The organism is Streptomyces sp. C36 (assembly GCF_040932295.1).
In the GTDB taxonomy this organism is placed as follows: Bacteria; Actinomycetota; Actinomycetes; order Streptomycetales; family Streptomycetaceae; genus Streptomyces; species Streptomyces triculaminicus.
The window spans coordinates 872,342-895,365 of record NZ_JBFQGI010000001.1 but is presented as its reverse complement, the minus strand read 5'-3'; the positions used below and the strand labels follow the sequence as shown (position 1 = coordinate 895,365).

The 23,024-nt window shown below is 70.3% G+C and carries 24 protein-coding genes and 2 pseudogenes; 12 read left to right on the top strand and 14 right to left on the bottom strand.

Annotated elements, in window-relative coordinates:
* Positions 1 to 272: 272 nt before the first annotated feature.
* On the bottom strand, positions 273 to 968 hold the full coding sequence (locus AB4K12_RS03985; protein WP_368432829.1) for an SDR family NAD(P)-dependent oxidoreductase: 696 nt from the start codon (positions 966 to 968) through the stop codon (positions 273 to 275).
* Between the two features lie 133 nt (positions 969 to 1,101).
* Here AB4K12_RS03985 and AB4K12_RS03980 point away from each other — a divergent pair, with 133 nt between their 5' ends.
* Positions 1,102 to 1,998 carry a helix-turn-helix transcriptional regulator gene (locus tag AB4K12_RS03980; RefSeq protein ID WP_368432828.1) on the top strand — a complete coding sequence of 299 codons (897 nt, stop codon included), beginning with the start codon at positions 1,102 to 1,104 and terminating at the stop codon, positions 1,996 to 1,998.
* On the opposite strand, the gene AB4K12_RS03975 is transcribed toward AB4K12_RS03980, so the two are convergent.
* From AB4K12_RS03975 to AB4K12_RS03965, 3 genes are all read right to left on the bottom strand, one after another.
* Positions 1,956 to 2,354: a nuclear transport factor 2 family protein gene (locus AB4K12_RS03975; RefSeq protein WP_368432827.1), complete on the bottom strand. Its 399-nt coding sequence runs from the start codon at positions 2,352 to 2,354 to the stop codon at positions 1,956 to 1,958. The two genes, AB4K12_RS03980 and AB4K12_RS03975, sit on opposite strands and share 43 nt — an antisense overlap.
* A gap of 96 nt (positions 2,355 to 2,450) precedes the next feature.
* Entirely contained in the window at positions 2,451 to 3,551 is a 1,101-nt protein-coding gene (locus AB4K12_RS03970; RefSeq protein WP_368433146.1) for a serine hydrolase domain-containing protein, read from the bottom strand.
* Between the two features lie 246 nt (positions 3,552 to 3,797).
* On the bottom strand, positions 3,798 to 4,325 hold the full coding sequence (locus AB4K12_RS03965; protein WP_368432826.1) for a MepB family protein: 528 nt from the start codon (positions 4,323 to 4,325) through the stop codon (positions 3,798 to 3,800).
* Between the two features lie 304 nt (positions 4,326 to 4,629).
* Here AB4K12_RS03965 and AB4K12_RS03960 point away from each other — a divergent pair, with 304 nt between their 5' ends.
* Positions 4,630 to 5,064 carry a hypothetical protein gene (locus tag AB4K12_RS03960; protein ID WP_368432825.1) on the top strand — a complete coding sequence of 145 codons (435 nt, stop codon included), beginning with the start codon at positions 4,630 to 4,632 and terminating at the stop codon, positions 5,062 to 5,064.
* Between the two features lie 96 nt (positions 5,065 to 5,160).
* Here AB4K12_RS03960 and AB4K12_RS03955 read toward each other — a convergent pair whose 3' ends face one another.
* From AB4K12_RS03955 to AB4K12_RS03930, 6 genes are all read right to left on the bottom strand, one after another.
* Positions 5,161 to 5,604: a peptidase inhibitor family I36 protein gene (locus AB4K12_RS03955; protein WP_362249103.1), complete on the bottom strand. Its 444-nt coding sequence runs from the start codon at positions 5,602 to 5,604 to the stop codon at positions 5,161 to 5,163.
* A 113-nt stretch (positions 5,605 to 5,717) separates the two neighbouring features.
* Positions 5,718 to 6,638: a hypothetical protein gene (locus tag AB4K12_RS03950; RefSeq protein WP_368432824.1), complete on the bottom strand. Its 921-nt coding sequence runs from the start codon at positions 6,636 to 6,638 to the stop codon at positions 5,718 to 5,720.
* A gap of 5 nt (positions 6,639 to 6,643) precedes the next feature.
* On the bottom strand, positions 6,644 to 6,973 hold the full coding sequence (locus AB4K12_RS03945; RefSeq protein ID WP_368432823.1) for a hypothetical protein: 330 nt from the start codon (positions 6,971 to 6,973) through the stop codon (positions 6,644 to 6,646).
* Between the two features lie 169 nt (positions 6,974 to 7,142).
* Positions 7,143 to 8,339 carry an RNA polymerase sigma factor gene (locus AB4K12_RS03940; RefSeq protein ID WP_368432822.1) on the bottom strand — a complete coding sequence of 399 codons (1,197 nt, stop codon included), beginning with the start codon at positions 8,337 to 8,339 and terminating at the stop codon, positions 7,143 to 7,145.
* On the bottom strand, positions 8,336 to 8,743 hold the full coding sequence (locus AB4K12_RS03935) for a YciI family protein (RefSeq protein WP_368432821.1): 408 nt from the start codon (positions 8,741 to 8,743) through the stop codon (positions 8,336 to 8,338). The genes AB4K12_RS03940 and AB4K12_RS03935 overlap by 4 nt, the downstream gene beginning before the upstream one ends.
* Positions 8,744 to 8,881: 138 nt before the next feature.
* Positions 8,882 to 9,439 carry a TetR/AcrR family transcriptional regulator gene (locus tag AB4K12_RS03930; RefSeq protein ID WP_368432820.1) on the bottom strand — a complete coding sequence of 186 codons (558 nt, stop codon included), beginning with the start codon at positions 9,437 to 9,439 and terminating at the stop codon, positions 8,882 to 8,884.
* A 97-nt stretch (positions 9,440 to 9,536) separates the two neighbouring features.
* Between AB4K12_RS03930 and AB4K12_RS03925 the strand changes: the two genes are divergently transcribed.
* Positions 9,537 to 10,178, top strand: a complete 642-nt coding sequence (locus AB4K12_RS03925; protein ID WP_368432819.1) for a DUF2867 domain-containing protein — start codon at positions 9,537 to 9,539, stop codon at positions 10,176 to 10,178.
* 16 nt (positions 10,179 to 10,194) lie between these two features.
* Here AB4K12_RS03925 and AB4K12_RS03920 read toward each other — a convergent pair whose 3' ends face one another.
* Positions 10,195 to 11,757 carry an FAD-dependent monooxygenase gene (locus AB4K12_RS03920; RefSeq protein ID WP_368432818.1) on the bottom strand — a complete coding sequence of 521 codons (1,563 nt, stop codon included), beginning with the start codon at positions 11,755 to 11,757 and terminating at the stop codon, positions 10,195 to 10,197.
* Between the two features lie 141 nt (positions 11,758 to 11,898).
* Here AB4K12_RS03920 and AB4K12_RS03915 point away from each other — a divergent pair, with 141 nt between their 5' ends.
* The 3 genes from AB4K12_RS03915 (at position 11,899) to AB4K12_RS03905 (ending at position 13,303) form a co-directional block, all read left to right on the top strand.
* Positions 11,899 to 12,390, top strand: coding sequence for a DUF2975 domain-containing protein (locus tag AB4K12_RS03915; protein ID WP_368432817.1), 492 nt, complete (start codon positions 11,899 to 11,901; stop codon positions 12,388 to 12,390).
* Positions 12,390 to 12,611, top strand: coding sequence for a helix-turn-helix transcriptional regulator (locus AB4K12_RS03910; protein WP_054237256.1), 222 nt, complete (start codon positions 12,390 to 12,392; stop codon positions 12,609 to 12,611). The genes AB4K12_RS03915 and AB4K12_RS03910 overlap by 1 nt, the downstream gene beginning before the upstream one ends.
* Positions 12,612 to 12,733: 122 nt before the next feature.
* Positions 12,734 to 13,303: a hypothetical protein gene (locus AB4K12_RS03905; RefSeq protein ID WP_368432816.1), complete on the top strand. Its 570-nt coding sequence runs from the start codon at positions 12,734 to 12,736 to the stop codon at positions 13,301 to 13,303.
* Positions 13,304 to 13,350: 47 nt separating this feature from the next.
* On the opposite strand, the gene AB4K12_RS03900 is transcribed toward AB4K12_RS03905, so the two are convergent.
* Positions 13,351 to 13,944 (bottom strand): hypothetical protein, encoded by a 594-nt coding sequence (locus AB4K12_RS03900; protein WP_368432815.1) that lies wholly within the window; start codon positions 13,942 to 13,944, stop codon positions 13,351 to 13,353.
* Positions 13,945 to 14,293: 349 nt separating this feature from the next.
* Between AB4K12_RS03900 and AB4K12_RS03895 the strand changes: the two genes are divergently transcribed.
* The 5 genes and pseudogenes from AB4K12_RS03895 (at position 14,294) to AB4K12_RS03875 (ending at position 21,228) form a co-directional block, all read left to right on the top strand.
* Entirely contained in the window at positions 14,294 to 14,647 is a 354-nt protein-coding gene (locus AB4K12_RS03895) for a VOC family protein (protein ID WP_368432814.1), read from the top strand.
* A 391-nt stretch (positions 14,648 to 15,038) separates the two neighbouring features.
* Positions 15,039 to 15,224: pseudogene (locus AB4K12_RS03890) on the top strand (transposase); the annotation flags it as partial.
* Between the two features lie 108 nt (positions 15,225 to 15,332).
* Complete coding sequence (locus AB4K12_RS03885; RefSeq protein WP_368433145.1) at positions 15,333 to 18,797, top strand: BTAD domain-containing putative transcriptional regulator; 3,465 nt, start codon at positions 15,333 to 15,335, stop codon at positions 18,795 to 18,797.
* Between the two features lie 246 nt (positions 18,798 to 19,043).
* Positions 19,044 to 20,354, top strand: coding sequence for a hypothetical protein (locus AB4K12_RS03880; protein WP_368432813.1), 1,311 nt, complete (start codon positions 19,044 to 19,046; stop codon positions 20,352 to 20,354).
* A 403-nt stretch (positions 20,355 to 20,757) separates the two neighbouring features.
* Complete coding sequence (locus AB4K12_RS03875; protein ID WP_368432812.1) at positions 20,758 to 21,228, top strand: Imm63 family immunity protein; 471 nt, start codon at positions 20,758 to 20,760, stop codon at positions 21,226 to 21,228.
* Between the two features lie 30 nt (positions 21,229 to 21,258).
* Here AB4K12_RS03875 and AB4K12_RS03870 read toward each other — a convergent pair whose 3' ends face one another.
* Positions 21,259 to 21,432 (bottom strand): hypothetical protein, encoded by a 174-nt coding sequence (locus AB4K12_RS03870; protein WP_368432811.1) that lies wholly within the window; start codon positions 21,430 to 21,432, stop codon positions 21,259 to 21,261.
* Between the two features lie 128 nt (positions 21,433 to 21,560).
* On the opposite strand from AB4K12_RS03870, the gene AB4K12_RS03865 reads away from it, so the two are divergent.
* Positions 21,561 to 22,433, top strand: coding sequence for a hypothetical protein (locus AB4K12_RS03865; protein ID WP_368432810.1), 873 nt, complete (start codon positions 21,561 to 21,563; stop codon positions 22,431 to 22,433).
* 261 nt (positions 22,434 to 22,694) lie between these two features.
* Here the strand turns inward: AB4K12_RS03865 and AB4K12_RS03860 are convergent.
* Positions 22,695 to 22,943, bottom strand: a pseudogene (locus tag AB4K12_RS03860) (deaminase); the annotation flags it as partial.
* Positions 22,944 to 23,024: the final 81 nt, after the last annotated feature.

Sequence of the window (23,024 nt, the reverse complement as noted above, 5' to 3'; positions counted from 1 at the left end):
ATCGCAGCGCACCGGGCCTCCGCCCTGGCCCGGATGTGCGCCCGGCGCGCGGTGAATATGCCGAGGCCATGGCCGGAACCGACTCAGTAACCGTTTCTGCTCACGGGCGCCCGAAGCACCGTTGGCCTGCTTTGCCCCGTCGTCGAGCCCCTGGAGGGTACGGAGAGCACCGGCGGCCAAGGGTGATCAGGGCGCCGCACGGGCCCGCACCCGCTTGAGTTGCGACGCTTATCCGTTGGGCTGCCATCGCCAACGCATCAGCGACCGGATCACTACCAGACGACCGGGCCGGTCCTGTCGAAGAAGCCGCTGGTCGGGCCGTCGGCGCCGATCGAGGCCATGCGGACAATGATCTCCGCCCCCTCCTCGATGGTTTGCGTGCCCGTGTGGCCGTTGAGGTCGGTGGCGGTGTAGCCGGGGTCGACGGCGTTGAACCGGATGGCGGGAAAAGCCTTGGCGTACTGCGAGGTGACCATGACCAGTGCGGTCTTGGAGGAGTTGTAGTCCAGCGCCGTCACCTGGAACTCCACCCGGCCGGGGTCGGCGCATGCCGCCGGCGAGCCCAGACCGCTGCCGACGTTGACGACGACCGGGGCGTCACTCGCCTCCAACAGCGGCAGGAAGGCGTGCGTGACGCGCACGACGCCGAAGACGTTCGTGTCGTACGTGGTCAGCATGTCGGCCCCGGTGACCTCGCCGACGGGCTTGCGCGCGCCCACGATCCCGGCGTTGTTGACCAGGACGTCGAGGCCGCCGGCGTCCGCACGGACGAATTCGGCGGCAGCCTTGACGGAATCCTCGTCGGTGACGTCGAGCTGCACGAAGCGGGCACCGAGCCTGCCGGCCGCCTCCCGGCCGCGCTGTGCGTCGCGTGCCCCGGCGTAGACGGTGTGCCCGGCCTCGACCAGGCGGCGGGCGGCCTCGAAACCCAGGCCCTTGTTCGCTCCAGTGATCAATGTGATGGTCATATGTCCGCTCCGTGATCGGTGGGTGGGTGGTGCCTCCACCCTCCTCGCACCGCACGAAAACAGACAGTGCCCGCCTCAGCCAGTGGACTGGCAGTACCAGGCTGTCCGGGAACGGCAACGCGATACTGGGACGATGAACGAATCCAGGGAACTGGGCAGAGCCCTGCACGGCTGGCGGGACCGGATCACCCCCGAGGCCGTCGGACTGCCCGCGGGCGGAGTACGCCGGGCGGCCGGGCTGCGCCGCGAGGAACTGGCACAGCTCGCCGGCCTGTCGGTGGACTACATCACCCGCCTCGAACAGAGCCGGGCCACCTCCCCGTCGGCGCAGGTCCTGTCCGCGCTGGCCCGCGCCCTGCGACTGTCGGCAGCCGAGCGCGAATACCTGTACCGCCTCGCGGGCCGGCCCGCGCCGGGCCCCGGGCAGCTGTCGACGCACATCCCACCGGGGGTGCGAAGGCTGCTCGACCAACTGGACGGCTCACCGCTGAGCGTGCATGACGCCGCATGGAACCTGATTCTGTGGAACCCGTTGTGGGCCGCGGTGTTCGGAGACGCGTCCGCGCAGCGCGGACGCGAGCGCAACATCGCCTGGCGGCACTTCGCCGGTCTGCCGAGCCGTGTCAGCCACGCCCCCGAGCAGGAGGCCCGGTTCGAGGCGGCCGTGGTCGCCGATCTCAGGGCAGCGACCGCCCGCTACCCGGCCGATGCCGGCCTGCGCATGCTGATCAACGACCTCCGGGGTGTCAGCACCGACTTCGCACGCCTGTGGGACACGGGCATCGTGGGCGTCCATGAGTCGGACACCAAGACCGTCCATCACCCCGACGTCGGCACATTCACCTTCGACTGCGACGTGCTCACGGCTCCCGGCAGCGATCTGCGCATCGTCGCCTGCACCGCCACTCCTGGCAGCGACACCGCCGGCCGACTCAGGCTCCTCAACGTCATCGGCACCCAGGCCATGACCGAAGCGCTCGACGCGAGTCAGCAGAAGAAGGCGTTCATCCCGCCCACATCGGACAGGTAGCTGTCGATGGCCGTGATCTTCCCGTCCCGGATGGTGAGCACGGTCGCGAGGTGCTCGTCGAGGGTACGACCGTCGGGCGTCACGGCTGTGTTGCGCAGCGACAGGGTGACGCCGTACTGGCCGGACAGGACATGGAGCAGCTCCGTCCGCAGCCCCCTCCCGACGATCTCCCGTACCCGGTCGATCGCGGCATCCGCGCCGTGGACGGTGCCGGATATGGTCCCGGTGCCGGGCATGCTCCAGGCGATGTCAGCGGTGAACAGGGCGCGCAGCGCCTCCCAGTCGTGTGACCGGTACGCCGTGAGAAAGCGCTCGGCGATCCGGACGTCAGGGCCGTTTTCGGTGTGGGTGGTCATGCTTCGACGGTAGACGGCCCGTGGGCCGCCAACGAGCCCGCAGCCTGGTGGCGTCGCCACCAGGAAACGGCCGTCGGCGGACCTGGGAGGCGTGGTTCAGCGGCACAGGGCCGTGTCCACGACCCTCTCGGCACGCTTCATGACTTCCTTGTCGGTCGCCTGGACGGTCACCGCGATGTTGGCGGCGCGGCCCTTGTCGGTGGCGCCGCCCCGGGTCTCGTACCCCGGGATGCTCCCGCCGTGGCCCCAGTAGACACCGCCGCACGACAGCGGCCTGCTCACGAGTCCCAGTCCGTAGCGGGCGCCGGAGCCGAGGTATTCAGCGGGGACGGTGGTGCGCATCTGGGCGAGCTGGGCCGGCTGGAGGAGTCGGCCGGCCAGGAGTGCGCCGAAGAACCGGTTGAGGTCGGAGTCGGTGGAGATCATTTGACCGGCCGCCCAGGCCCAGGAGTGGTCCATTTCCGTGACGTCGCGCAGCGGCGCGCCTGCTGATTCCTGGTAGTAGCCCTTGGGATGGGGCTCTCGGATGGTCGCGTCGCCGGGGGCGGGGAAGTAGGTGTGGCGCAGCCCGATGTGCTTGATGATGCGCTGATCCACCTCCTCGGCGATGGGCCGGCCGGTGACCTTCTGGACGATCAGGCCGGCCAGTACGTAGTTCGTGTTGCTGTACTTCCAGTTCGTCCCGGGGGCGAAGTCGGCCTTGTGCCGGAAAGCGATGTCGAGGAGTTCGCCGGGTTCGTAGTGACGGATGTCGTCGCCGAGGTAATCGCTGTAGTTGGGAAGTCCGCTGGTGTGCTGCAGGAGCTGACGGACGGTGATGTGGCCTCCGTCGATCCCCTCCCCGCGGACGAGGCCGGGCAGATAGGTGTCGACGGGTGCGTCGAGGCCGATCCTCCCTTCGCCGACCAGTTGCAGCACGACCACCGCGGTGAACGTCTTGGTGTTGCTGCCGATCCGCACCTGACCGTCAACCGGCACCTTCGCCCCGGTGGCCAGGTCACCCACCCCTGCCGTGTAGGTGCGCGTGCGGCCCTCGAGGTCCTTGACGCTCGCCAACGCGGCGGGCACGCCGTCGGCGCGCACCAGCGTGTCCAGGCCCTGCTGGACGGTATCCGGCCTGGAGGCGGCAAACGCCGCGGGCGGCGCCAGGACACCCATCGTCATCACGCCCACGGCCACCGCGACCGCGGCCGGCACGGCTCTGCGCCGACCGCCTCGCCGCTTGGAACCACGAAACTCTTGCCATGTCTGCTCGCGCACGAGTCAACTCCCACGGATTCACTGGAACATCAGCGGTATCTGCCGGTCCCAGCATGTCCGGACACGAGCACCCGCAGCGATCCTGCTACCCGCCCAGCTCCAGGTAGGGCTAACCCCCGGTGCACCCAGCCGACGGGGAACGGCGAGCACATGACACCGCGAGCCCTCCACGCCTTGGTTCGCCTACGGGTGGTACAAGGCTCGCGCACGCGCCACGTCGACGGGCCCGTCCTCATGCCCGAGACGCAGGAAGTAGTTCACCTGCCACGCCTGGGTGCTGCTCGCCTGGCGATTGGTCGTGGTCACCCACGGCGGGTACACGCGAAACCCCCGCTTCCCGCCGGACCCGTTCCGGGAGACGATGCCGCGCTCGCACAGCACCTCTCGCGGGAACACGAACTGCCCGAAGTGGCCGCTGTCGCGGCTGCTGATGACGAAGAGATCAACCCCGTCATCGGCGTCGAAGGGCCGGATCGGGCCTTCCACGGATCGCTGCCACACGGTGACGAACTGGCCGACCTTCGTCGGGGTGGTCTTGCCCACGCGGAACCTGACCGACAACCCGTCGAGCGTGAAGCCGTGAGCCACGTATTCGGCACTCTCCGGTTCGGGCACCGGCTGTGAGCACGTAAAGCCATTCGGGTCGTACACCAGGGTCTTCGCCGCCAGCAGGTCGTCGTGAAGTCCTGCCCACGGTTGGTTCGTCGCCATCCCCACATCCTGCCACTTCGCTCGCCACGCTCTGCCGAGTCGCACAAGGCGTGGTGGACCGTCGCGCCGCCCGCAAAACCCGTGGCGGCGTAGGCCCCACCCCTCGGTAGACTGCTGCCGCGCCGGGGTGCCCGGTGCGCAGGTGGCGGATCCTTCTGGGGCAACAGCCCCTCGCGGGTTCAAATCCCGTCGCCGGCCCCGGTGGCCGGTGTGGCCGAGCGGTCCATGGCAACAGCACGCCGCCGCCGACCCCTGATCTCGGGCACCCCACGCACCCACCCCGAGCCCGCCCTGACGAGTACTGATGACCACTCCCTCCTGCACACCACTCGACGACACCACGGCGAAGCACCCCGTCCCGACCCGCTTGAGGGTCCAGGCGCTGCTCGTCCCGGTCATGACCGTCCTGGGGGTGGTCAGTGCCTGGTCCGCGCAGGTCACCGCAGGTCACCGACTTGATCGGTCGAGGCCCTGCAAGGTGGTGCGGGCGTCCGTCCCACCGACGGAATACGTCGCCGCCTGGGCCGGCCTGGCCCTTGGCATCGCCGCCGTCGTCGTCTGCGTTCTGGCAGCCAAGAGCATCCGCCGGCAGTGCGCCGTGGGTCTCTGGTCGACGAGGTCCGGTCTGCTCGCCTACATCAGTGTGTGGTTCAACGTCCTGGCGATCCCGTTCGCGGTGTTGACCCTCCTGATGGCCCACACGCCCGGTGCCACCTGGGGCGGCGGTGACTGCGGGTGATCGCCGCACGGGAACCCGCTCCCGTCCCCGCAGGGACGGGAGCGGAGTGGCTTTCACACCTCTGACCGGATCAGCGGATCAGCGGGTCAGCGGGTGTCAAGGGAGGTTGACCCACCTGTGGGAAGCGATGTTGTCGTTCAGTTGCTCGCCGGCGCCTCTGCCGGTGCCCGCGTCGAAGGTGTACTGCCGGAGGTCCGGCAGGGCGACTCCGTTGTAGACGCCCCGACCGGCGCCGGTGTATCCGCTGCCCCAGTAGACCCAGACGTCGTCCAGGTTGCCCGGGTAGCCGTTGTTCCACAGTGAGGTCGCCTGGTTCTTGCACGAGCCCCAGTTCGAGGAGTTGCCTGCCCAGGTACAGGCGGGACCTTGGTAGTTCAGGTGGTACCAGGCGTACAGATTGCCGTCCGGTGCCTTGATGGAGTCGGGCCCGGCGACGGTGGGCGGCGGGGCGGGTTCCGCTGCCTGAGCCGCGAAGGGCGCGGCCGTGACGGCCAGTGCGGCGACCGCCGTACTGACCATGAGCGTGCGCAGGGTTCTCATGCTGCCGTGTCCTCTCTTGTTGTTCCGGGTTCCGCCGTCGTGGTGCCGGCGGATATCGGGGCAGGAGGTCTGTGGCGAGCGATTGTGCGGCTGTGCGGCGTGCGACCGAGCGGTCAGCCTGCCCTGACGATCTCGCGCGCACGAGGCAGCGCCTCGAGCTGGAGCCGGGATGCGGTGTTCACTTCGGACGCGTGGCGTCCCCGCAGTTGTGCGTCGTGTTTCCGGTCGAGTCGCTTCGCCGTTTCGGCCAGGCCGGAGGTGTGAGCGCAGTTCGCCTCGGCCAGGGCCAGTGCGACCTCTTGTGCTCTGGGCAGGGGCCGTTCCGGGGGCGGCAGGCTGCGGCGTAGAGCGGCGGGGTCGGCGTAGTCGTGACCGGCCTGCCGCATACAACGGGCCCAGGCCCGGGTGGCGGGAGCGTACTCGGCGTCGGACGTCACGTTCTGGATGCGCATCTGGCGCAGCGCGTCCCGCGTGGCCCGGGCTTGGAACCAGGCCCCGAGGTCGTGGTAGAGGGTACGTTCGGCCTCCGACCGGCATCCCTGAGGGCTACGGGTGAGCCTCACACCGTCGGGGCCCGTGGCGGTGAGGCCTTGCGGTTGTGTGCCGTTGGCGGCGGCGAGTGCTTTGGCCCTCTGCTCGGCGGGCAGACCGCGGAAGTAGCGTTGGTTGGGGTCGTTCGTACGAAGCTCGCTCATGCGGCGCTCGATGTCGGTGCCGTAGCCGTGTCGGCGGGCCCAGTCGGTGTCCTCGATGACGTAGGGGAACTCGCGGGCATCGGGCACCGGCTCACGCGGGACAGGGCGGTACTCGAAGCCCTTTTCGCGCATGCAGTCGCGTAACAGGAGCTGTTCGGCGGAATGGAGTGTGTCTTTCTCCGTGCCGGTCAGCTCGCGTGGTTCCCGCACTGTCCGCAGGGGTGGCGTTGGCGGAGGTTCGGCTGCTTCCTCGGGGGCGGTGTACGCCGCCAGCGCGGCCGCGCCTGCGACCACCGGTGCCACGAGGACCGTGACGAGCACGGGGCGCGGCAGTCTCACCACCGTCAGGAGGGCGTGCCGTAGGCGTTGATGACGCCCGCGTTGAGGTCGCACCAGACGGTCGATGTACCGCCGGACGGCGCCCGGTTCCCGAAGTGGCGGTAGACGTAGCCGGTGTCGAACCGGCGGCAGTCGATGACGCCGGTGAACGACCCTCCGTAACATGTGATCGCCGAGCCGTAGTGTCCCCCGCTGCCTCGAACTCCCCGGGCGCCGCACGAGAGGGCGTCGGCGGAACCGGAGGAGGCGGAAGCGGGAGGAGCGGAAGCGAGGGCGCCTCCGGCTGCGAGGACGAGGCAGGCCCCGGTTGCTGCGATTCGCTGACGGACATTCATGGTGATCTCCAAAGATGATCGAGTATGTCCACGCTGTCTCGCATGCAGGAAGCTACGGGCAGGCATGAGCTCGCCGCTAGTCCACTTGAGCAACTTGACCGGAAATGCGCTCGGGGCTCCACGCTGCCGCGCTGATGGCACACCTGGGCGGGGCTCGGTAGTCGTCCCGTCAGCGGCACCGGCGGGCGTTGAGCCGGGCGGCCTGGCGCGTCAGGTAGTCGCGTTCGGCGAGGTTGGATGCCTTTCGGGCCGCCTCGGCGTACAGCCGTGCCGCCGTCGCCGGGTCGCCGTCGCGCTCGTGGAGGTACGCCGCCACCGCTGCGTGGCGGGGCAGTGAGTCGTCCAGCGCGGCGAGTGCCGCCAGCCCGGCGCGCGGGCCGTCGGCCTCGCCGACGGCCACCGCGCGGTTGAGCCGGACGACCGGGCTGTCGGTCAGGCGTACGAGCTCGTCGTACCACTCGACGATCTGCACCCAGTCGGTCTCCTCCGCGGTGGGCGCGTCCGCGTGGAGTGCCGCGATGGCGGCCTGGGCCTGGAACTCGCCCAGCCGGTCGCGGGCGAGGGCCGCCTGCAGGATCTCGACGCCCTCGGCGATCGACCCGGTGTCCCACCGGCCGCGGTCCTGCTCGGCGAGCGGCACCAGGCTGCCGTCGGGCGCGGTCCGGGTGGCGCGTCGGGCGTGGTGGAGCAGCATGAGGGCGAGCAGCCCCGCCACCTCGGGGTGGTCGATCGCGGCCGCGAGCTGCCGGGTGAGCCGGATGGCTTCGGCGGCGAGGTCGACATCGCCGGAAGTAGCCCTCGTTGAAGACCAGGTAGAGGACGCGCAGCACGGTGGCGACGTCGCCGGGCCGGTCGACACCGCACGCCGGAGACCGTGCGCTTGGCACGGCTGATGCTCCCCCAGCCTCCGGCCGGGGGGTGCCCCCATCGCCATGGTCGCCTCGGGCACCAGGTAGGCCTGGGCGATCTGGCGGGTGGTGAGCCCGCCGACGGCGCGCAGCGTGAGGGCGACCGCGGACGACGGCGTCAGCGACGGGTGGGCGCACAGGAAGTAGAGCTGGAGCGTGTCGTCCCCCGCGGGGGTGGGCCCGGGCGCCGGCTCCTCGTCGACGAGGTCCTCGCGCCGGCGGCGGGCGGCGTCCGCCCGGGTGGCGTCGAGGAACCGGCGCCAGGCCACGGTGACCAGCCAGCCCTTCGGGTCCCGCGGCAGGTCGGCCGGCCAGACGCGGACCGCCTCGACCAGCGCGTCCTGTACGGCGTCCTCGGCCGCCGCGAAGTCGGCTCCGCGGCGGACGAGGATCCCGAGCACGCTCGGCGTGAGGCTCCGGAGCAGCGCCTCGTCCATCCGAGGCACCGGAGAGGTCACTCGGTGACGGTGGGCGGCGCGGTCAGGAACGGGCGCAGCTCGAGCCACTCGTGGATCGGCTTCCCGCCCGCCCCCGGGGCGGCCGACAGTTCGCCGGCCAGCTCGACGGCGCGCTCGTAGCTGTCGACGTCGATCACCATCCAGCCGGCGATGAGGTCCTTGGTCTCGGCGAACGGGCCGTCGGTGACCGGCGGGCGGCCTTCGCCGTCGTACCGGACCCACGTCCCCGCGGGGGCGAGCGCCTGAGCGTCGACGAACTCGCCGGTCCCCTCGAGACGGGCCGCGAAGTCGTTCATGTACTGCACGTGGGCCGAGATCTCCTCCGGCGTCCACTGGTCCATCGGCACGTCGTTGACCGCGGCCGGAGCGCCGCGGTAGTGCTTGAGCAGCAAGTACTTGGCCATCGTGCTTCTCCTCAGGGCTGGTGCGACCCATTGTGGTCGCGTTCACCCCTGGGACGGAGCCGGGCACGGGTTCTCGACATCGCCGCCGAAAATTTTTTCCGGCTCTCGTAAGGCCGGCGGGCGCGCCCGTGGCAGGCGCTACCTCAGCAGCCATCTCCTGGTCAGCTCCATCACCTCCGCACGGCTGCGTGTGCCATGGTCGGCGGCGACGAAGTGGTGGCCGACGCGCACCGAGAAGGCGAGCATGCAGCGGACCTCGACGTCGTCCTCGTCGGGGCAGAACGAGCCGAAGAGTGAGCGCAGGTACTCCATTCGCCGGTTGTCGATCCGCCGGAGGCGCTGCGCCACGGCCTCGTCGCGGCGGGCCCAGTCGCGGATCGCGAGTTCGGCCGTGATGCCTCTCATCGGATCGTCCGCGGTCGAGGCGATCGCGAACAGCCGTATCAGCTTGGCCCTGGCGTCTCCCCCGTCGCTCTCGACCCGCTCGATCACGTTCTCGGTGACCTCGCGTTCCCAGGTGTCGAGGATCTCGGTGAGCAGCGCGTCGCGGTTGCGGAAGTACCCGTAGAAGCCGCCTTTGCTGACGCCGAGCGACTGCGCCAGCGACTCGATCCGGACGGCCTCCGGGCCGCCGGCGGACAGCGCCTTCATGCCCTCCTCGATCCACTTGCCGCGCGGCGTGCGGGCCACGGCCATGATGCGTCTCCCTTCCTTCCCACCCCCCATCTATACGGGTCCGTATAGATGGGTCTATCCTTGATCTATACGCCATCGTATAGACAGGGGTCCGCCCATGAGACTGCCCGCGACCGCACACACCTCCCGCCCCTGGCGGATCCACGAGATCGCCGGCGACTTCCACGTCGAGGACGTATGGGCACTGCCGACACCCGGCGGCCCCGACGACCTCCACCACCTCGTACGCCAGATCACCGACGGCGGGGGCGACAAGAACACCATCTCCTCCCCCACGTACCGGGCACTCTTCGCGCTTCGCTGGAAGCTCGGAAAGCTGCTCGGCTGGGACAAATCCGACGCCGGCATCGGCACCCGGGTGGAGACACTGCTCGACCGGCTTCCGGCGGACCTCCGCGAGGGCCCCAGGGGGACCGACCCCCGCTCGGTTCCGTTCACCTCCCTCTACCAACTGCACGACGAGTGGGCGGCCGAGATGGCCAACCGGACCGTGCACGCGGTGATGCACATCGGCTGGGTGCGGGACGGGACCGGTGGCTACCGCGGCCAGATGGCCGTCCTGGTGAAGCCGAACGGGCTGTTCGGCGCCCTGTACATGGCAGCCATCAAGCCCTTCCGGTACGTGGGGGTGTATCCGGCGCTCTTCCGGGCGATGGGACGCGCATGGCAGGCGAATGCCCGGGAAAGGAACGCCGCGGCGCGACCGGGCCCAGCGGAAGGCGCGGCACGGACGACGTGACCGTCAGGCGTGACCGTCAGGGGGGTGTCGAGCGAGTGATCGCGGCGAGGGCGTGGTGGAGGGTGACGTCGCTCGGTGGGCCGTCGGGCCAGCGGGCGCCGATGTGGCCGTCGGGCCGGATGAGCAGCGCTCCGTACGGGCCGAGACCGCAGAGGCCGGCGTGCTCGCCGGGAAGGGTCTCGACGCGCAGGGGCCACGGCGCGTCGACGCGCTGCTCCCAGCTAGCGGGGGCCGGGGTGAGCAGGGTGAACCATTCGCCGAAGGCGTCGAGCGTGGAGCGGTCGCGGGTGAGCCAGAGGTGTGGCATGCGATGGCCCGGTTCGGCGGTGGGGACGTAGTCCGTGCCCATGCCGGAGGGATCGGGTGGGGTGCTGTCGTCGGTGAGGACGGCGTCGGAGTGGTAGGTGACGCCGAGCACGAGACCGAGCTGGGCGAAGTACCGGTCCGTCCAGGGGAGCTCGACATGGACCGGCGCCGCTTCACCGGCCTGGCGCTGCTCGCGGCGCCGGCTTTGCACGTCGAGCAGGAGTTTGGTGTTGGCCACCGCTTGGCGGAGGGTCTGGTGGGCGACGGGTTGCCGCTCCGCCCCGTAGGTCTCCAACAGGCTCGGGTCGGCCCAGCCGTGGAGAACGCCCGCCAGTTTCCAGCACACGTTGTGCACGTCGGCGATGCCGGCGTTCATTCCCAGGCCGCCGACGATGGGGACCGCGTGCGCGGCATCGCCGGTCAGCAGGATCCGGCCGTGACCGAAGCGCTCCGCGACGAACGCGTTCATCACCCAGTGCTGAACCCGCAGGACGCGGACTTGCACCTCGTCGCCGGATCCGAGGGCGTGTGACACGAGGCCGGGCCAGTCGGCGTGCGCGACGTCCTCGGGCGTGGGGACGAACCAGGCCCAGCCTCCTTCGGGGTAGAGCGGGGCGAACATGCCGTGCGCGGTGAAGTAGACGCCGGCGGGCTGGTGGGCGCTCCAGTGGTTGAGGTCGGCGTCGAACACGACGGTGGTGAAGCCTCCCATCTCCCGGGGGCCGGTGGTGTCGATTCCCAGCATCTGGCGGACGGTGGAGTTCGCACCGTCGGCGGCGAGGACGTAACGGGCACGGACGCGTGTCTCCTCACCGCTTCGGTGGTCGACGACCACGGCCACGACGCCGTCGGCTTCCTCGGTCAGGTCGACGAGCTCGACCCCGAACCGCATGGGTGCCTCCGCTGCGGCGAGCAGGGTGGGTTCCAGCCGGTCCTGTGAGGTGACCACGCCGGTCACGGGGCTCTCGGGTACCGGCGCGTTGATCCCGACCATGGCCGCTGTGGCGAAGTCCCGTTCGAGCAGGGTGTCGCGGAAGCGGATGCGACCGTACTCGGGTGGGAACGCACGGGCCGTGATCCTGTCGGCGAGCCCGAGCCGACGGTAGATCTCCATCGAGCGCACGTTGACCAGCCGGGAACGTGGGAAGGGTGACAGCTCGCCGTGTTTCTCGACCAGCAGAGCCCGTACGCCCCAGCGTTCCAGCAGCGCTCGGGCGGTGAGCCCGACAGGCCCGCCACCGACGATCAGTACTGCCGCCTCCTGAACCGTCATGAGATCAATCTTCCGCACCCGGCGGGCGGCCGCAATGCGGCCTCCAAGGCTTCGGCGGAGCCGCCCACCCTGTGACCCGGCCCTTGCATCATCTATCGAGAATCGATAGATTCCCATCGTAGTTCGATGGGAGGACGGGTCATGGGAAAGCTGACAGTGCGCGCGCTGCGCGCCGTGCTCATGGTGGTGCTCACCGGCACCGTGTTCGTACAGACATTGATGCTGTGGGCGTTGGTCAGCGGGAATGACCCGGAGGACGGGTCGCTCCCGCTGACCCCGCTGCGCGTGATCACGATCCTGGGCATCGGCACGGCCCAGGTCGCCCTGGTCTGTGTATGGCGACTGGTAACGATGGTGCGGCGCGGAACCGTGTTCTCCCACGCCGCCTTCCGGTACGTGGACGTCATCATCGGCGCGATCGTCGCGGCTGCTCTCGTGTGGTTCGCGGTCACGGCCCTCAATGCGCCCGGCCAGCGGGACGACCCGGGCGTCACCCTCATCATGGGCGGGGTCGGCGTGGCCATCCTGGGAGTCGCGCTCATCGTGCTGGTGCTGCGGATGCTGCTCGCCCAGGCCGTCGCCCGCGACGTCGAAGCGGCTCAGATGCGGGCCGAGTTGGACGAGGTGATCTGATGCCGATCGCCGTCGACATCGACGTGATGCTGGCCAGGCGGAAGATGTCCGTGGGCGAACTCGCGGACCGCGTAGGGATCACGCCCGCCAACCTGGCGGTACTCAAGAACGGCCGCGCCAAGGCGGTGCGCTTCGCGACGCTCGCCGCGCTCTGCGAGGTACTCAAGTGCCAGCCGGGCGACCTGCTTCGCTGGGAGGCCGAGGACACCGCGGGCGAATGAACCGTGCCGGCCGACCCGCCACGCTCCTCCCGTAGACCGACGGACTCGAATGGCCCGAGAACATCGTTGACGGGTGCATGTAACCAGTCCGAGACTGAGCCCCACACTTCTCGGGAGGCACAATGCGAGCACGCGTCTTTGCCGTCACCCTCGTCATCGCCGCCGTCGCCGCCGCGGCGACCCAGGCCACCGCCCAGCCCGCGAAGTCCTATCCGAAGTCCCCGGCGGCCTGGTGCAAGTCCCAAGGTGGCGACCCGGCGAGCTACCGGCCGTTCTACGATTCGGGCCCCAAGCTCACCCCGCTCGGTGGCCGGCGGGAGCTGTGCGAGTTCACCGCCAAGGACACGTCGCACATCGTCGTCGCGACCGACACCCTCGCTGCCGACCTGCCGACCCTCGCCGCGCTCGCGTACGTCCGCAAGCCGCCGCTGCCGGAGCACCCGCAGGGCAACCCGTCGGCCGCCTACTGCGCTGCCATCGGCGGAACGACGCAGTTCGGCGACCGGAAGGGCGACACCGGCGGCTGGATCAGGTCCGGCGAGCCGATCGACCGTGACCACCTGCGGAGCATGTGCCTCTTCGCCGACGGCTCGACCATCGACGCGTGGGGCCTGACCTATCACGCCCACGGCGTGATCCGAGGCGCCGACCTGGAGCACAGGTTCCGCGCCACCATCCCCGCCGGCACGTGATCTTCAGGTGTGCACAGAATCACGCCGCCGCGCTCGCTGGGACAGGGTCAGCCGGCCGACCGGGTTCGGGTGACCGTGAAGAGCAGCGGTGTGCGGACGCCGAGTGAGGCGGAAGTGTCGGCGAGGGCCTCGGCCAGCCAGCCGATCGCGTCGCACGACCACTCGGTGAGTTCCCCGCGCAGCGCCATGCCGTGCAGGGGCGGGCCGTTCCAGAAACTGTCGTCGAACGGTGGCGCGAGGACGGCGTCCCGGCCGACGAGGTCATGCGAGCTGTAGGCGAAAACCGGCTGCTCCAGGTGGCGGAGGCAGTCCGCGAGCCGTTCGGCGACGTCGGGGACCGAGGTGTACCGGCCGCTGTTGATGTCGACCTCGACCGGTGTCCTCGACCGCGGGTCGCGCGCGGCGAACCACAAGCCGGGGGCCCGCCGCAAACGGTCCTCGGAACCGCCTCCGGCCGACCTGTCGTCGAACCCCATGGCGAGCGACCGCTGGTGGAAGAGCAAGTAGGCCTCATGCTCAAAGCCGGGATCGCCCCAAGCGTGCGCGGTGAGTTCACCGCGCAGGGCGGCGAACATGGTGCCTGCGGTCCGACGGACCGCAGGCACCACGCCGGGCTGATCCGTGGCGCTCTGCTCCGGCACACCGAGTCCTCTCTTCTTGCTGTGCATCACAGCCGCGCCGTTCTCCACCTGTTCGTTCTCAGAACACCTGGCAGGCGACCTCGGCTTGGCGGTACGGCCGCTCGCCCGTGTCGCTCTCATCGATCACGTCGACGTCCACGTGGTTGCGCCACGATGCCACGCTGGTGTTGGTGCAGTCGTGGCGCGCTGCCGTGCGGTAGCTGCTCCCACCTGTGCTGAGCTTGAGCGTTTCGGTTTCCGAGCACGCTTTCCTGCGCCAGGTGCGGACACGATCCGCACACCGGACCGGCGGTCGCCGGCAGTCACCCCCAGCCCTGGCAGCCGGCCGACCCTGTTTATGATCACGCCCATGGCACTCGAATGGGAACAGATCATCGTCGACTCCTCCGACCCCATCGCCCTCGGGCGCTGGTGGGCCGAGGCTCTGGGCTGGGTCGTGGTCGACGAATCCGAGGAGATCATCGAGATCCGGCCTGAGCCGGACCGGATGCCGGGGCTGCTCTTCGTGCCTGTACCCGAGGGCAAGACGTCGAAGAACCGGCTCCACCCCGACTTCCGCCCCGACGACCAGGAGGCCGAGGTCGCCCGGCTTCTCTCCCTCGGTGCCCGGCCCGCCGACACCGTGCAGGACGAGCAGCACTGGGTGACCCTCCTCGACCCGGAGGGCAACGAATTCTGTGTCCTGGGTGAGCGGAAGAGCTGACCGGGGCCGGGCAGCCGTTCGGGCGAAGGTGCCGACGGTTCGCCCACCCGCAGCTGCCCCAGCTGCTGCTCGCCGACCCGGCTGCGCCGGGTGCTCTGACCGTGGTCCGTGCATGGCTCCGGCTGGTGCGTTGATGACGCGCGGCTCGGCCCGGATGGCCTACGAATCACCAGATGGTGTCGCGCTGAGTGGTGTACCGGTGATCTCGGTATAGCCCCTGACTATGGGGCGGCCATCGCGTAACTCTGCGAGTAGTGACGCTCGTTGAGAGGTGACGCGAAGGCCTTGTCCCAGCATGACCTACTCCGGCTGATGGAGTCACTGCGTACGGCGGACGGAATCGAGTTGGTGCGGGTCCTGGCCCAGCGGATCCTGCAGGAACTCATCGAAGCTTGGTGGGGACACCGGGATCTCCAAGTCCGAGGTGTCCCGCATCTGCGGCGACCTCGACACCGAACTGACGGTGTTCCGCACCCGACCACTGGATCACATCCGCTTTCCCTGCATCTATCTGGACGCGACCTACTGCAAGGCCCGCCTCCAGCACCAGATCGTCTCCCAGGCCGTGGTCATCGCGGCACGGGGGCACCCGCCCCGGCTGGTGTACTCGCACTCCGGGGCGGTCATCGGGCCGGTCGGCCACAGGCGCGTTCAGCGGGACTACCGTTGGTACATTTGGCCGATCATGGTGCACGTGGAAGTTCTCGGACCGCTTGCCGTCCGGGTCGGTGGAACGCCGGTGACGGTCGGACGGCGACAGCAGCGAACCGTCCTGGGGATCCTCCTGGCGGCCCGGGGTCAGAGTGTTCCGCTCGACCGGATCGTCGAGGTGCTCTGGGCGGAGCGGCCTCCGGCCAGGCCCCGTACGTCCCTGCATTCCTACGTCTCCAATCTGCGCGGCATCCTGGAGCCGGACCGGCGCGTGCGTACACCGTCCCGGCTGCTCGTCAGCAGCCCGGAGGGGTACGCCCTGCGGCTTCCCGACGACGCCGTCGACGCCCGGCGTTTCGAGTCCGCGGTGGGCCGGGCCCGGCAGGTGTCCGCCCCAGAGGCGGTTCCGCTGCTCGACGCGGCGCTCGGCTCGTGGCGGGGGGAGGCCTACGAGGAGTGGGGCCCGGACTCGTGGGCGGGCGCCGAGATCGCCCGCCTCAGTGAACTGCGGCTCATGGCACAGGAGTTGATGATGGAGTGCGGGCTCCGCACGGGGCAGCCGCACGAGGTGGTGCCGGCCGCCGAAGCTCACGTGCGCCGACACCCGCTGCGTGAGGAGGGATGGCGGATCCTGGCCCTGGGCCTGTGGGCGTCCGGACGTCAGGGAGACGCGCTGGCGGCGCTCAGACGCGCGGCCGCCGTGTGCGCCGAGGAACTCGGACTGGACGTCGGGGCGCGGCTGGTGGAGCTGGAGCGGGCCATCCTCTGCCAGGACCTCGGCGTCCTGTCCGCCTCGGTCCCGGCCGTCCAGAGTCCGGCCGTTGCACTGCTCGACAGGCCACTGGGCGGGGGCGCTGTACCCGAAGTGGTCCGCGTGGCCGACGTACCAGAAGCGATCCCCGTGGCCGACGTACCCGAAGCGGCCGGTGTGACCGACATACCTGCCGCCATGCCTGCCGCGGTCGGCAGCGGAATGCCGCCGGATGGTGCCCCGCACCCCTTCGTGGGGCGGCAATGTGAATTGGAGGTGCTGGAGCGGGCGGCACGGGCGGGCCTTCGGGGCGGGGCGGTGGCGCTGGTCGCGGGTGAGGGCGGCGCGGGCAAAACGGCGCTGCTGGCACGCTTCGCCGCCTCACTGCGGACGCAGGGCTGGACGGTGGTGAGCGGCCGCTGCCCCGACGACGCCGGGGTTCCCGCGGCATGGGCCTGGGCGGAGGCGCTCGGGGAACTGGCGCGGGTCCATCCGCCCGAGCGTGTGGGACCGCTGGCGGCGTTGATCGATCCGCTGGACGCCACGGCCGCCCCGTACGGCGACGCCACGGCGGGCCGCTTCCGGCTGCACACCGCCTTCACGCGGTGGCTGGCCTCGGCGGCGGCACGCGGCCCGCTCGCCGTGCTCATCGACGACGTGCACGAGGCGGACGAGGAGACGCTGGCCCTGCTGGGCCGCGCGGCCGGCGTCGACGCGGTCCCGCTCCTGGTGGTGGCCGCCTACCGGCCAGGGCACGCCGACGGGCGCCTCGCCCCGCTGATGGCCGCACTGGCCCGGCGTCATCCGTTCCGTATCGCACTGACCGGACTCGCTGTGGACGAGGTCGGTGCCCTGGTGCGCTCGCTCTGCGGCCGGGAGGTCGACGCGGAGGTCGTGGCCGTCCTCGCGGAACGGACCGGCGGGAACCCCTTCTTCGTCGGTGAAAGCAGCCGTCTGCTGGCCGCCGGCGGAGAACCGTCACAGGCGGTTGACGGAGTGCCCGACGGCATCCGTGACGTCGTACGCCAGCGGCTCGCGCGGCTTCCGGGCGACGTCGCCGACCTTCTGAGGCTGGCGGCGGTCGCGGGAAGCGAGACGCATGTCGCGGTGCTGTGCGAGGCCTCCGGACTGTCGCCGGCGGTGGTCGTCGACGCGTTGGAGGTGTGCCTCACGAGCGGGCTCCTGACGGAACCGAGCCCCGGGCGCGTCTCGTTCGCCCACCCGCTCGTGCGCGACACCGTCTACGGAGACCTCACCGGACTGCGTCGCAGCCTGCTGCACGGACGGCTGGCGGACACCCTGGCCCGCCTGCGACCGGACGACCTGCCGGCACTCGCTGTGCACTTCACCCGCGCCTGCGACCCGGCGAAGGCCGGTCAAGCGGTGGAATTCGCGCTGCGGGCGGCCGAACTCGCGCAGCACCGCTACGCCCATGACGTGAGCGTCGACCTCCTGGGCCAGGCGCTCGACGCGGCAGACCTCATTCCCGCCTCCGTGGACGAACGTGCCGAGCGCGCCGTCGGCCTGCTCGGGGCCCTGCTGCGCGCGCACGTCCGGGCCGGATCGGGTGACGCGGCCATCAAGACCCGTCGCCGGGCTCTCGCGATCGCCGAGCAGGCCGCGCGTGAGGATCTGGCCGTCACGGCATTCACCGCGTGGACCGAACCCACACCATGGCTGACCCGGAGCCACACCACGGTGGACCGGCACGTGGCCGACACCCTCGACCGGCTCGTCGCCCTTCCGGACCTGCCGCCGGCCGATCTCGCCCGACTGCTGCAGGCGCAGGTGGACGAGTCGCCGGAGAACGCCGACGGGAAGGCACAGGAAGCCGCCGAGCGGCAGCTCGCCCTCGCCCGCCGTACGGGAGACCCCGTCCTGCTGGCCGCGGCCCTCACCACCATGACGAAGCTGCTGCCGCACGAAACGCAGGCCGCGCGCTGCGTTCCCGTGGTCGCCGAGCTGCGGGCGCTCACCAAGAGGCACGACCTGCCGGCCCACCGGTGGGTGTGTGAACAGGTGGACGCGATGATCTCCGCGATCGGCAACGATGCCGAGGCGGTCGAGCGGCACGCCCGCACCGGCCTTGCCGTCGCCCGCCGCTACCGCATGCCGGAGGCCGAAGCCGCCAGCCTTTCCACGCTGGCCATGCTCGCCCACGCCGGGGACCGGTTCGCGGAGGCGGAGGACCTGTACGAGCAGGTACGGGAGCGGCTCGTACGGCACAACGCCCCACGCGCCGCCGACCTCCACGCCCGCGGCCTGATCACGATCCGGCTGAGCCAGGGCCGGGTCGCGGAGATCGAGCCACTGGCCCGCACAGTGGCCGCGGCCTGGGGGACGCGCGGAGGAGAGGCGCTCGCACTGGTCCTCGCGCTCCAGGGCAGGGTCGAGGAAGCCCGGACGGTTCGGTTCGATCCCGTCCCCGTGAAGGACCACTTCTACGGGGTCCGGCTCGGAGCCCGCGCCCGGCTGGCCTGTGTGCTGCGCGACACCGAGGCGGCGGCCGCGCTCGTCCCCCACCTGCAGGCCGTGCGCGACCAGTTCGGTTCAGCGGCGACGACCGCCTTCTGCACCCGCCCGCTGGGCCTCGCCCTGGGCGAGGTGTACGCGCTGCTGGGCGACGCGGCCGCGGCCCGGTCGGCGTTCCTGCGGGCCGGTGAGGTGGCGCGGTTGTGGGGCTCGGATCTCGGTGCGGCCGCAGCCCTGGAGGGCGCACGGTCCCTCCCGGAGATCAAGGGTCCGTGACGGAACCCGGCACGCGGGCAGTCGGCCGCCCGGGGCCGAAGCCGGATGCCAAGTCGATGCCAAGCCGGTGCCGGCCGGCGTCAAGCCGATGCCAATACCGGCGTGCCAGCATGGTGATCACCACGGAGCCGGTCGTGCCCGGCCTCCGCTGACGGCCCGTACCCGTACACCCGTACCCGTGCCGCTCGCGGCCCGGCCCACGTCTGCCCGTGCCGTCCCTCACCCCCTTCCTAGGAGAGTTCCACCATGGCCCTCGTCTGTGGCCACGACGCGCCTGCCTACGGTCTGCCCCTGTGTGAGCACATCCGCACCGCGACCGCCGACCCTCTTGAGCACTACCTCCACTACACCGGCCGGGGCGTGGAACGACAGTGGATCTGCGGGCTCTGCCGCAACGAAGCCGCTGCGGCGGTGACCGGAGCCGTGTGCGAGGACTGCTTCGACGCGAGCGAGGGCGGCATGCTGGGCGTGGTCGGCCGCCCGCAGATCATCGAGGCGTCCCGGCCCGTGGACGGCGCCGTGGAGTGCACGGCGCTTCCCGACGGGGCCGGGGCGGTGGTGGACATCGCGCCGACTCGGCAAGGATTCCTGCTGTTGTGCGACGACGGACGGATCCTGCGCTGGGACGGGACATCGACGAGCTGCACCGAGGCCGCCCGCAGCACGGTCGCCGTGCCGGCCGGCACCACGCCCTGGTGCGGCCGTGAGCAGAGCCTGCGGCTGCACGCCTCCCGGGACGGAGCCTTCGCCGCGGTCGTCGTCGACTACGGTCGCACGGGGCAGGTCCTCGACCTGTCCACCGGCACCGTCACGATGTCCTTGGAGAACGACGGGTACTACAGCAGCACGGTGCCCTTCTCCTTGGCGTTCGCCGAGCACGCCGGACGCACCGTGGTTCTGTACCGCAGCGTGTGGAGGGTCATCGAGGCCGCCGATCCCGCGACGGGCGCACCGGTGACCCGCATCCCCATGGGCGAGACCCGCACGGCCTGGTCGGGCTTCTTCCACGGCGCGCTGTACCCCAGCCCCGCGGGCACCAGGATCGCGTCGGACGCCTGGTGGTGGCACCCCGTGGGGCGGGTCGTCGCCTGGAACCTGAACCAGTGGCTCTCCGAGGGTGAACGCGCCTGGGCGCAGGACATCGGCTGGTCGGCACTGCCGGCCTGCGACTACTACTGGAACCGCCCCGTCGCCTGGCTCGACGACGACCGTCTCGTCGTGGGCGGCCTGGGCGACGACGAGGAGGAACTGGTTCCCGGGGCCCGCGTCTTCGACCTCGGCCGCCGCGGATCCGGCGCCACTGAAGGCGCCGAGGTCGTCGCCGAGGTCGCCGAGGTCGCAACCTTCGGCGGACCGGACGGCCGCTTCTTCGCTGCGGACGGCCTGCTGTTCTCCACCTCGGAATCCGGGCTTGAGATCTGGGACCCCACCAAGGGCGCCCGGCTCGCCGTCATCGCCGGATTCCAGCCCACCCACCACGACTTGGCCCGTGGTGAACTCATCGAGCTCTCCGCCACGGGGTTGCGCCGCTGGAGGACCGCTCGTGCCACCGCCTGACACGTCGTCCCCGGCCCGGCGTCGGCGGGCGGGCAGGATCAGGTAGTCCGGTGTCACGGTCACCCCTGCACCAAGCCGCGCGCCAGCCGCCCCCGGGCCTCTTTCAGCGCACCGGCCTGCGCCTGCGCGGTTCAGGAACACGGCACGTCCTCTATGCGCCTTGATGACGATCACGGGTTCGGCGTGCGAACGATCACGTGACCTCAGATTGCCGTCGAGGTGTTTGCTGGATGCCAGTTGCGCTGGTTTGGACGTAACAGTCGGCCGGCCCGTGCCCCGGCTTCTCGCAGCAAATCCCGAACCTGAACGACCTGCGATCCCGGACAAACCTTCTCAGTTGGAGCATCTGGCGCTCTTGCAGGTGACTGGTCCCGAGGAGTCGGCACGTGCAATAATCGTCTACATGACGATAAGAGTGAGGGATGTCGTAGCCGCTGTCGAGGACATGGCCGCCAAGCTGGACGGGTGGAAGGCACGCGACATGATCGCCTTCAGCCCCCATGACGGTCGGCCGTACGTCGTCGTGGATGACGCTGTGTTCCACTGGGCCGTGAGGGAACGTGGCCTGCTGAGGGAGCATCGCACCACGGAAAGCCTTGAAGAGCTCCTGCACTGGGTCGCCCTCGACACTGCCCAGGACGCGGCCTTCGACTGGGAGCTGCACATGCGGCAGCACTTCCCTCACCAGCGTCTGAGCATCGGCCGTCTGGCCAAGGAGCTCGAAGTGCTGGACCGGCTCAACCCCCAGTGGGCCGCGGAATTCCGGGCCGGCATCGCCGAGCAGCAGCCGGAAGTGCGCTTGGATGACGTGGACGCCTACCCCCTGAACTCCCTCGCCGAACAGACGGCATGGGTCGAGCAGGGCCGAGGCTGACGCGGACCATGGTCCGACCAGAGTCCACCTTCACCTCGACATGAACCGGACCAGCTTGCGCGACTTCATCTGCAGGACGGCCGCCCCCGCCTGCGTAGAGGAAGCTGGGATGGCCAAGTCCTGCCCATCCGCGCGGGTTTCCTCGGTGCCGCCGATCGAATGCCGGCCCACCTCGATGCCCGCTCTGCCGGCCAGTGCCAGCACCGTGACAACAAACCCCTCGGACAGGGATGTGCGTCGCGGCACTGCGGGAGGCCGTGACGAGAGCCCTGGCCCGCACGCCCGGCGGCCTCCCGCCGGCTTCATCAAGAACGAAAGGCCGTGGAAATACCGTGACTGCACCTGTGGTCCACCCCTCCCCCGTCAAAGGCCAGGCCGCCGTCTTCCAGGGTGACCGCCACCCGGCCCGTGGCGCTGTCGGGCTGTGGCCGTACGTCGAGCTGCTGCCCGAGCCCGGCCGTCCCGCGCCCGAAGGGCTCGCGCCGCGCGAGGCCGCCGACGGGTCGGTGGGATACCCGGTTGCGCCGGAGCATCTGGAAGCCTGGTACGCCGTGACGTGGAGGTTCCGCTGGCGCGGCGAGCTCTTCAAGTGCAGCGCCGCCACGCCCACCACGCTCGAGGGTGACTATCTCGGCTCCGACGAACACTTCGCCAAGGAACATCTCAAGCGTCTGGTCACCGACTACTACGGCGTCTTCCCGCGCGACGAGGTCACCGATCTGGAGGAGCATCACGAGGATCTGCTGCAGCCTCTGCACGCCCGGGTGCGGCGTCTGGACGAGGTTGACCACTTCCGCCCCAAGGCCTACGCGGTCCACCGCGGCCGGACGTATCCGGCCGCTGCCGAGGCCGACGCCTCGGGCCTCATCGCGCTGGCCACCGGGGATGACCGGCCCGAGGACCTCGTCGCCGATTCCCGGAACCCGGACGCCGGGCATTTCCTGGCCACCCCGGAGCAGTTGGACAGCTGGTACCGGACCCACTGGACCTTCCGGGTGTACGGCGAGCCCTTCGACATCGTCGGGACGGTGGACGGCAGGATCAAGGGCGTCTACACAGGCGGCAGCTGGGGCTTCGTCGGGCACAGCGGCATCGTGTCCGAGGAGATGGGCCCCGACGGGGTGCGCCAGTACACGGTCGAGACGGGCCTCGGCGGCCTCACCGACCTCGAACAGCACCGCACCGACCTGCTGGCCAACCAGTAGCCGCTCAGCACATGCGGTCCGCGGGTCTCAGGCAGGGTTCGGAGTACCGACGAGGGATGCTCCATCAGCGTCGACGGTCACCCGTCGGCGGGCTCGGGCCGTCGCGGACGACCGAGGCCTTCTCCAGGGCACCCGGCCTCCATGCCTGCCAGGCGCATGGCCCAGGTGCCGCATGGCTGTTCACTCAGGACATCCCTACGTTGAGAACCACCAGGGTTCGGTGAGAACCACTCAACGTCCGCTGAGACGGGTCACCGGCGATCAGCGGTAGTAGGGCTCGACCGCGGCCCGTACCTCTTCGAGCAGCGCGGGGCTGTCCTGCGGCACGGGCGGCCGGCTGCTGCCCGGCCTGATGTCCAGGAGCTGTTCGTTGGACAGGGCGAACACCACTCGCCGAAGTCCCGCCCATTGGATGACGGCCTCGCACATCCCGCACGGCTGGCAGCTGGTGTACATCGTGGTGCCTGCCGCCGTCTGCGCGTCGAGCTCTCTCGCGGCCCACCTCGCCAGTGCCTGGGCCGAAATTGGGGACGTTCACTCCGATCTTCATGGGCCCCACCCTAGGCAGGGCCTATGGGTCGCCAGAAGAGA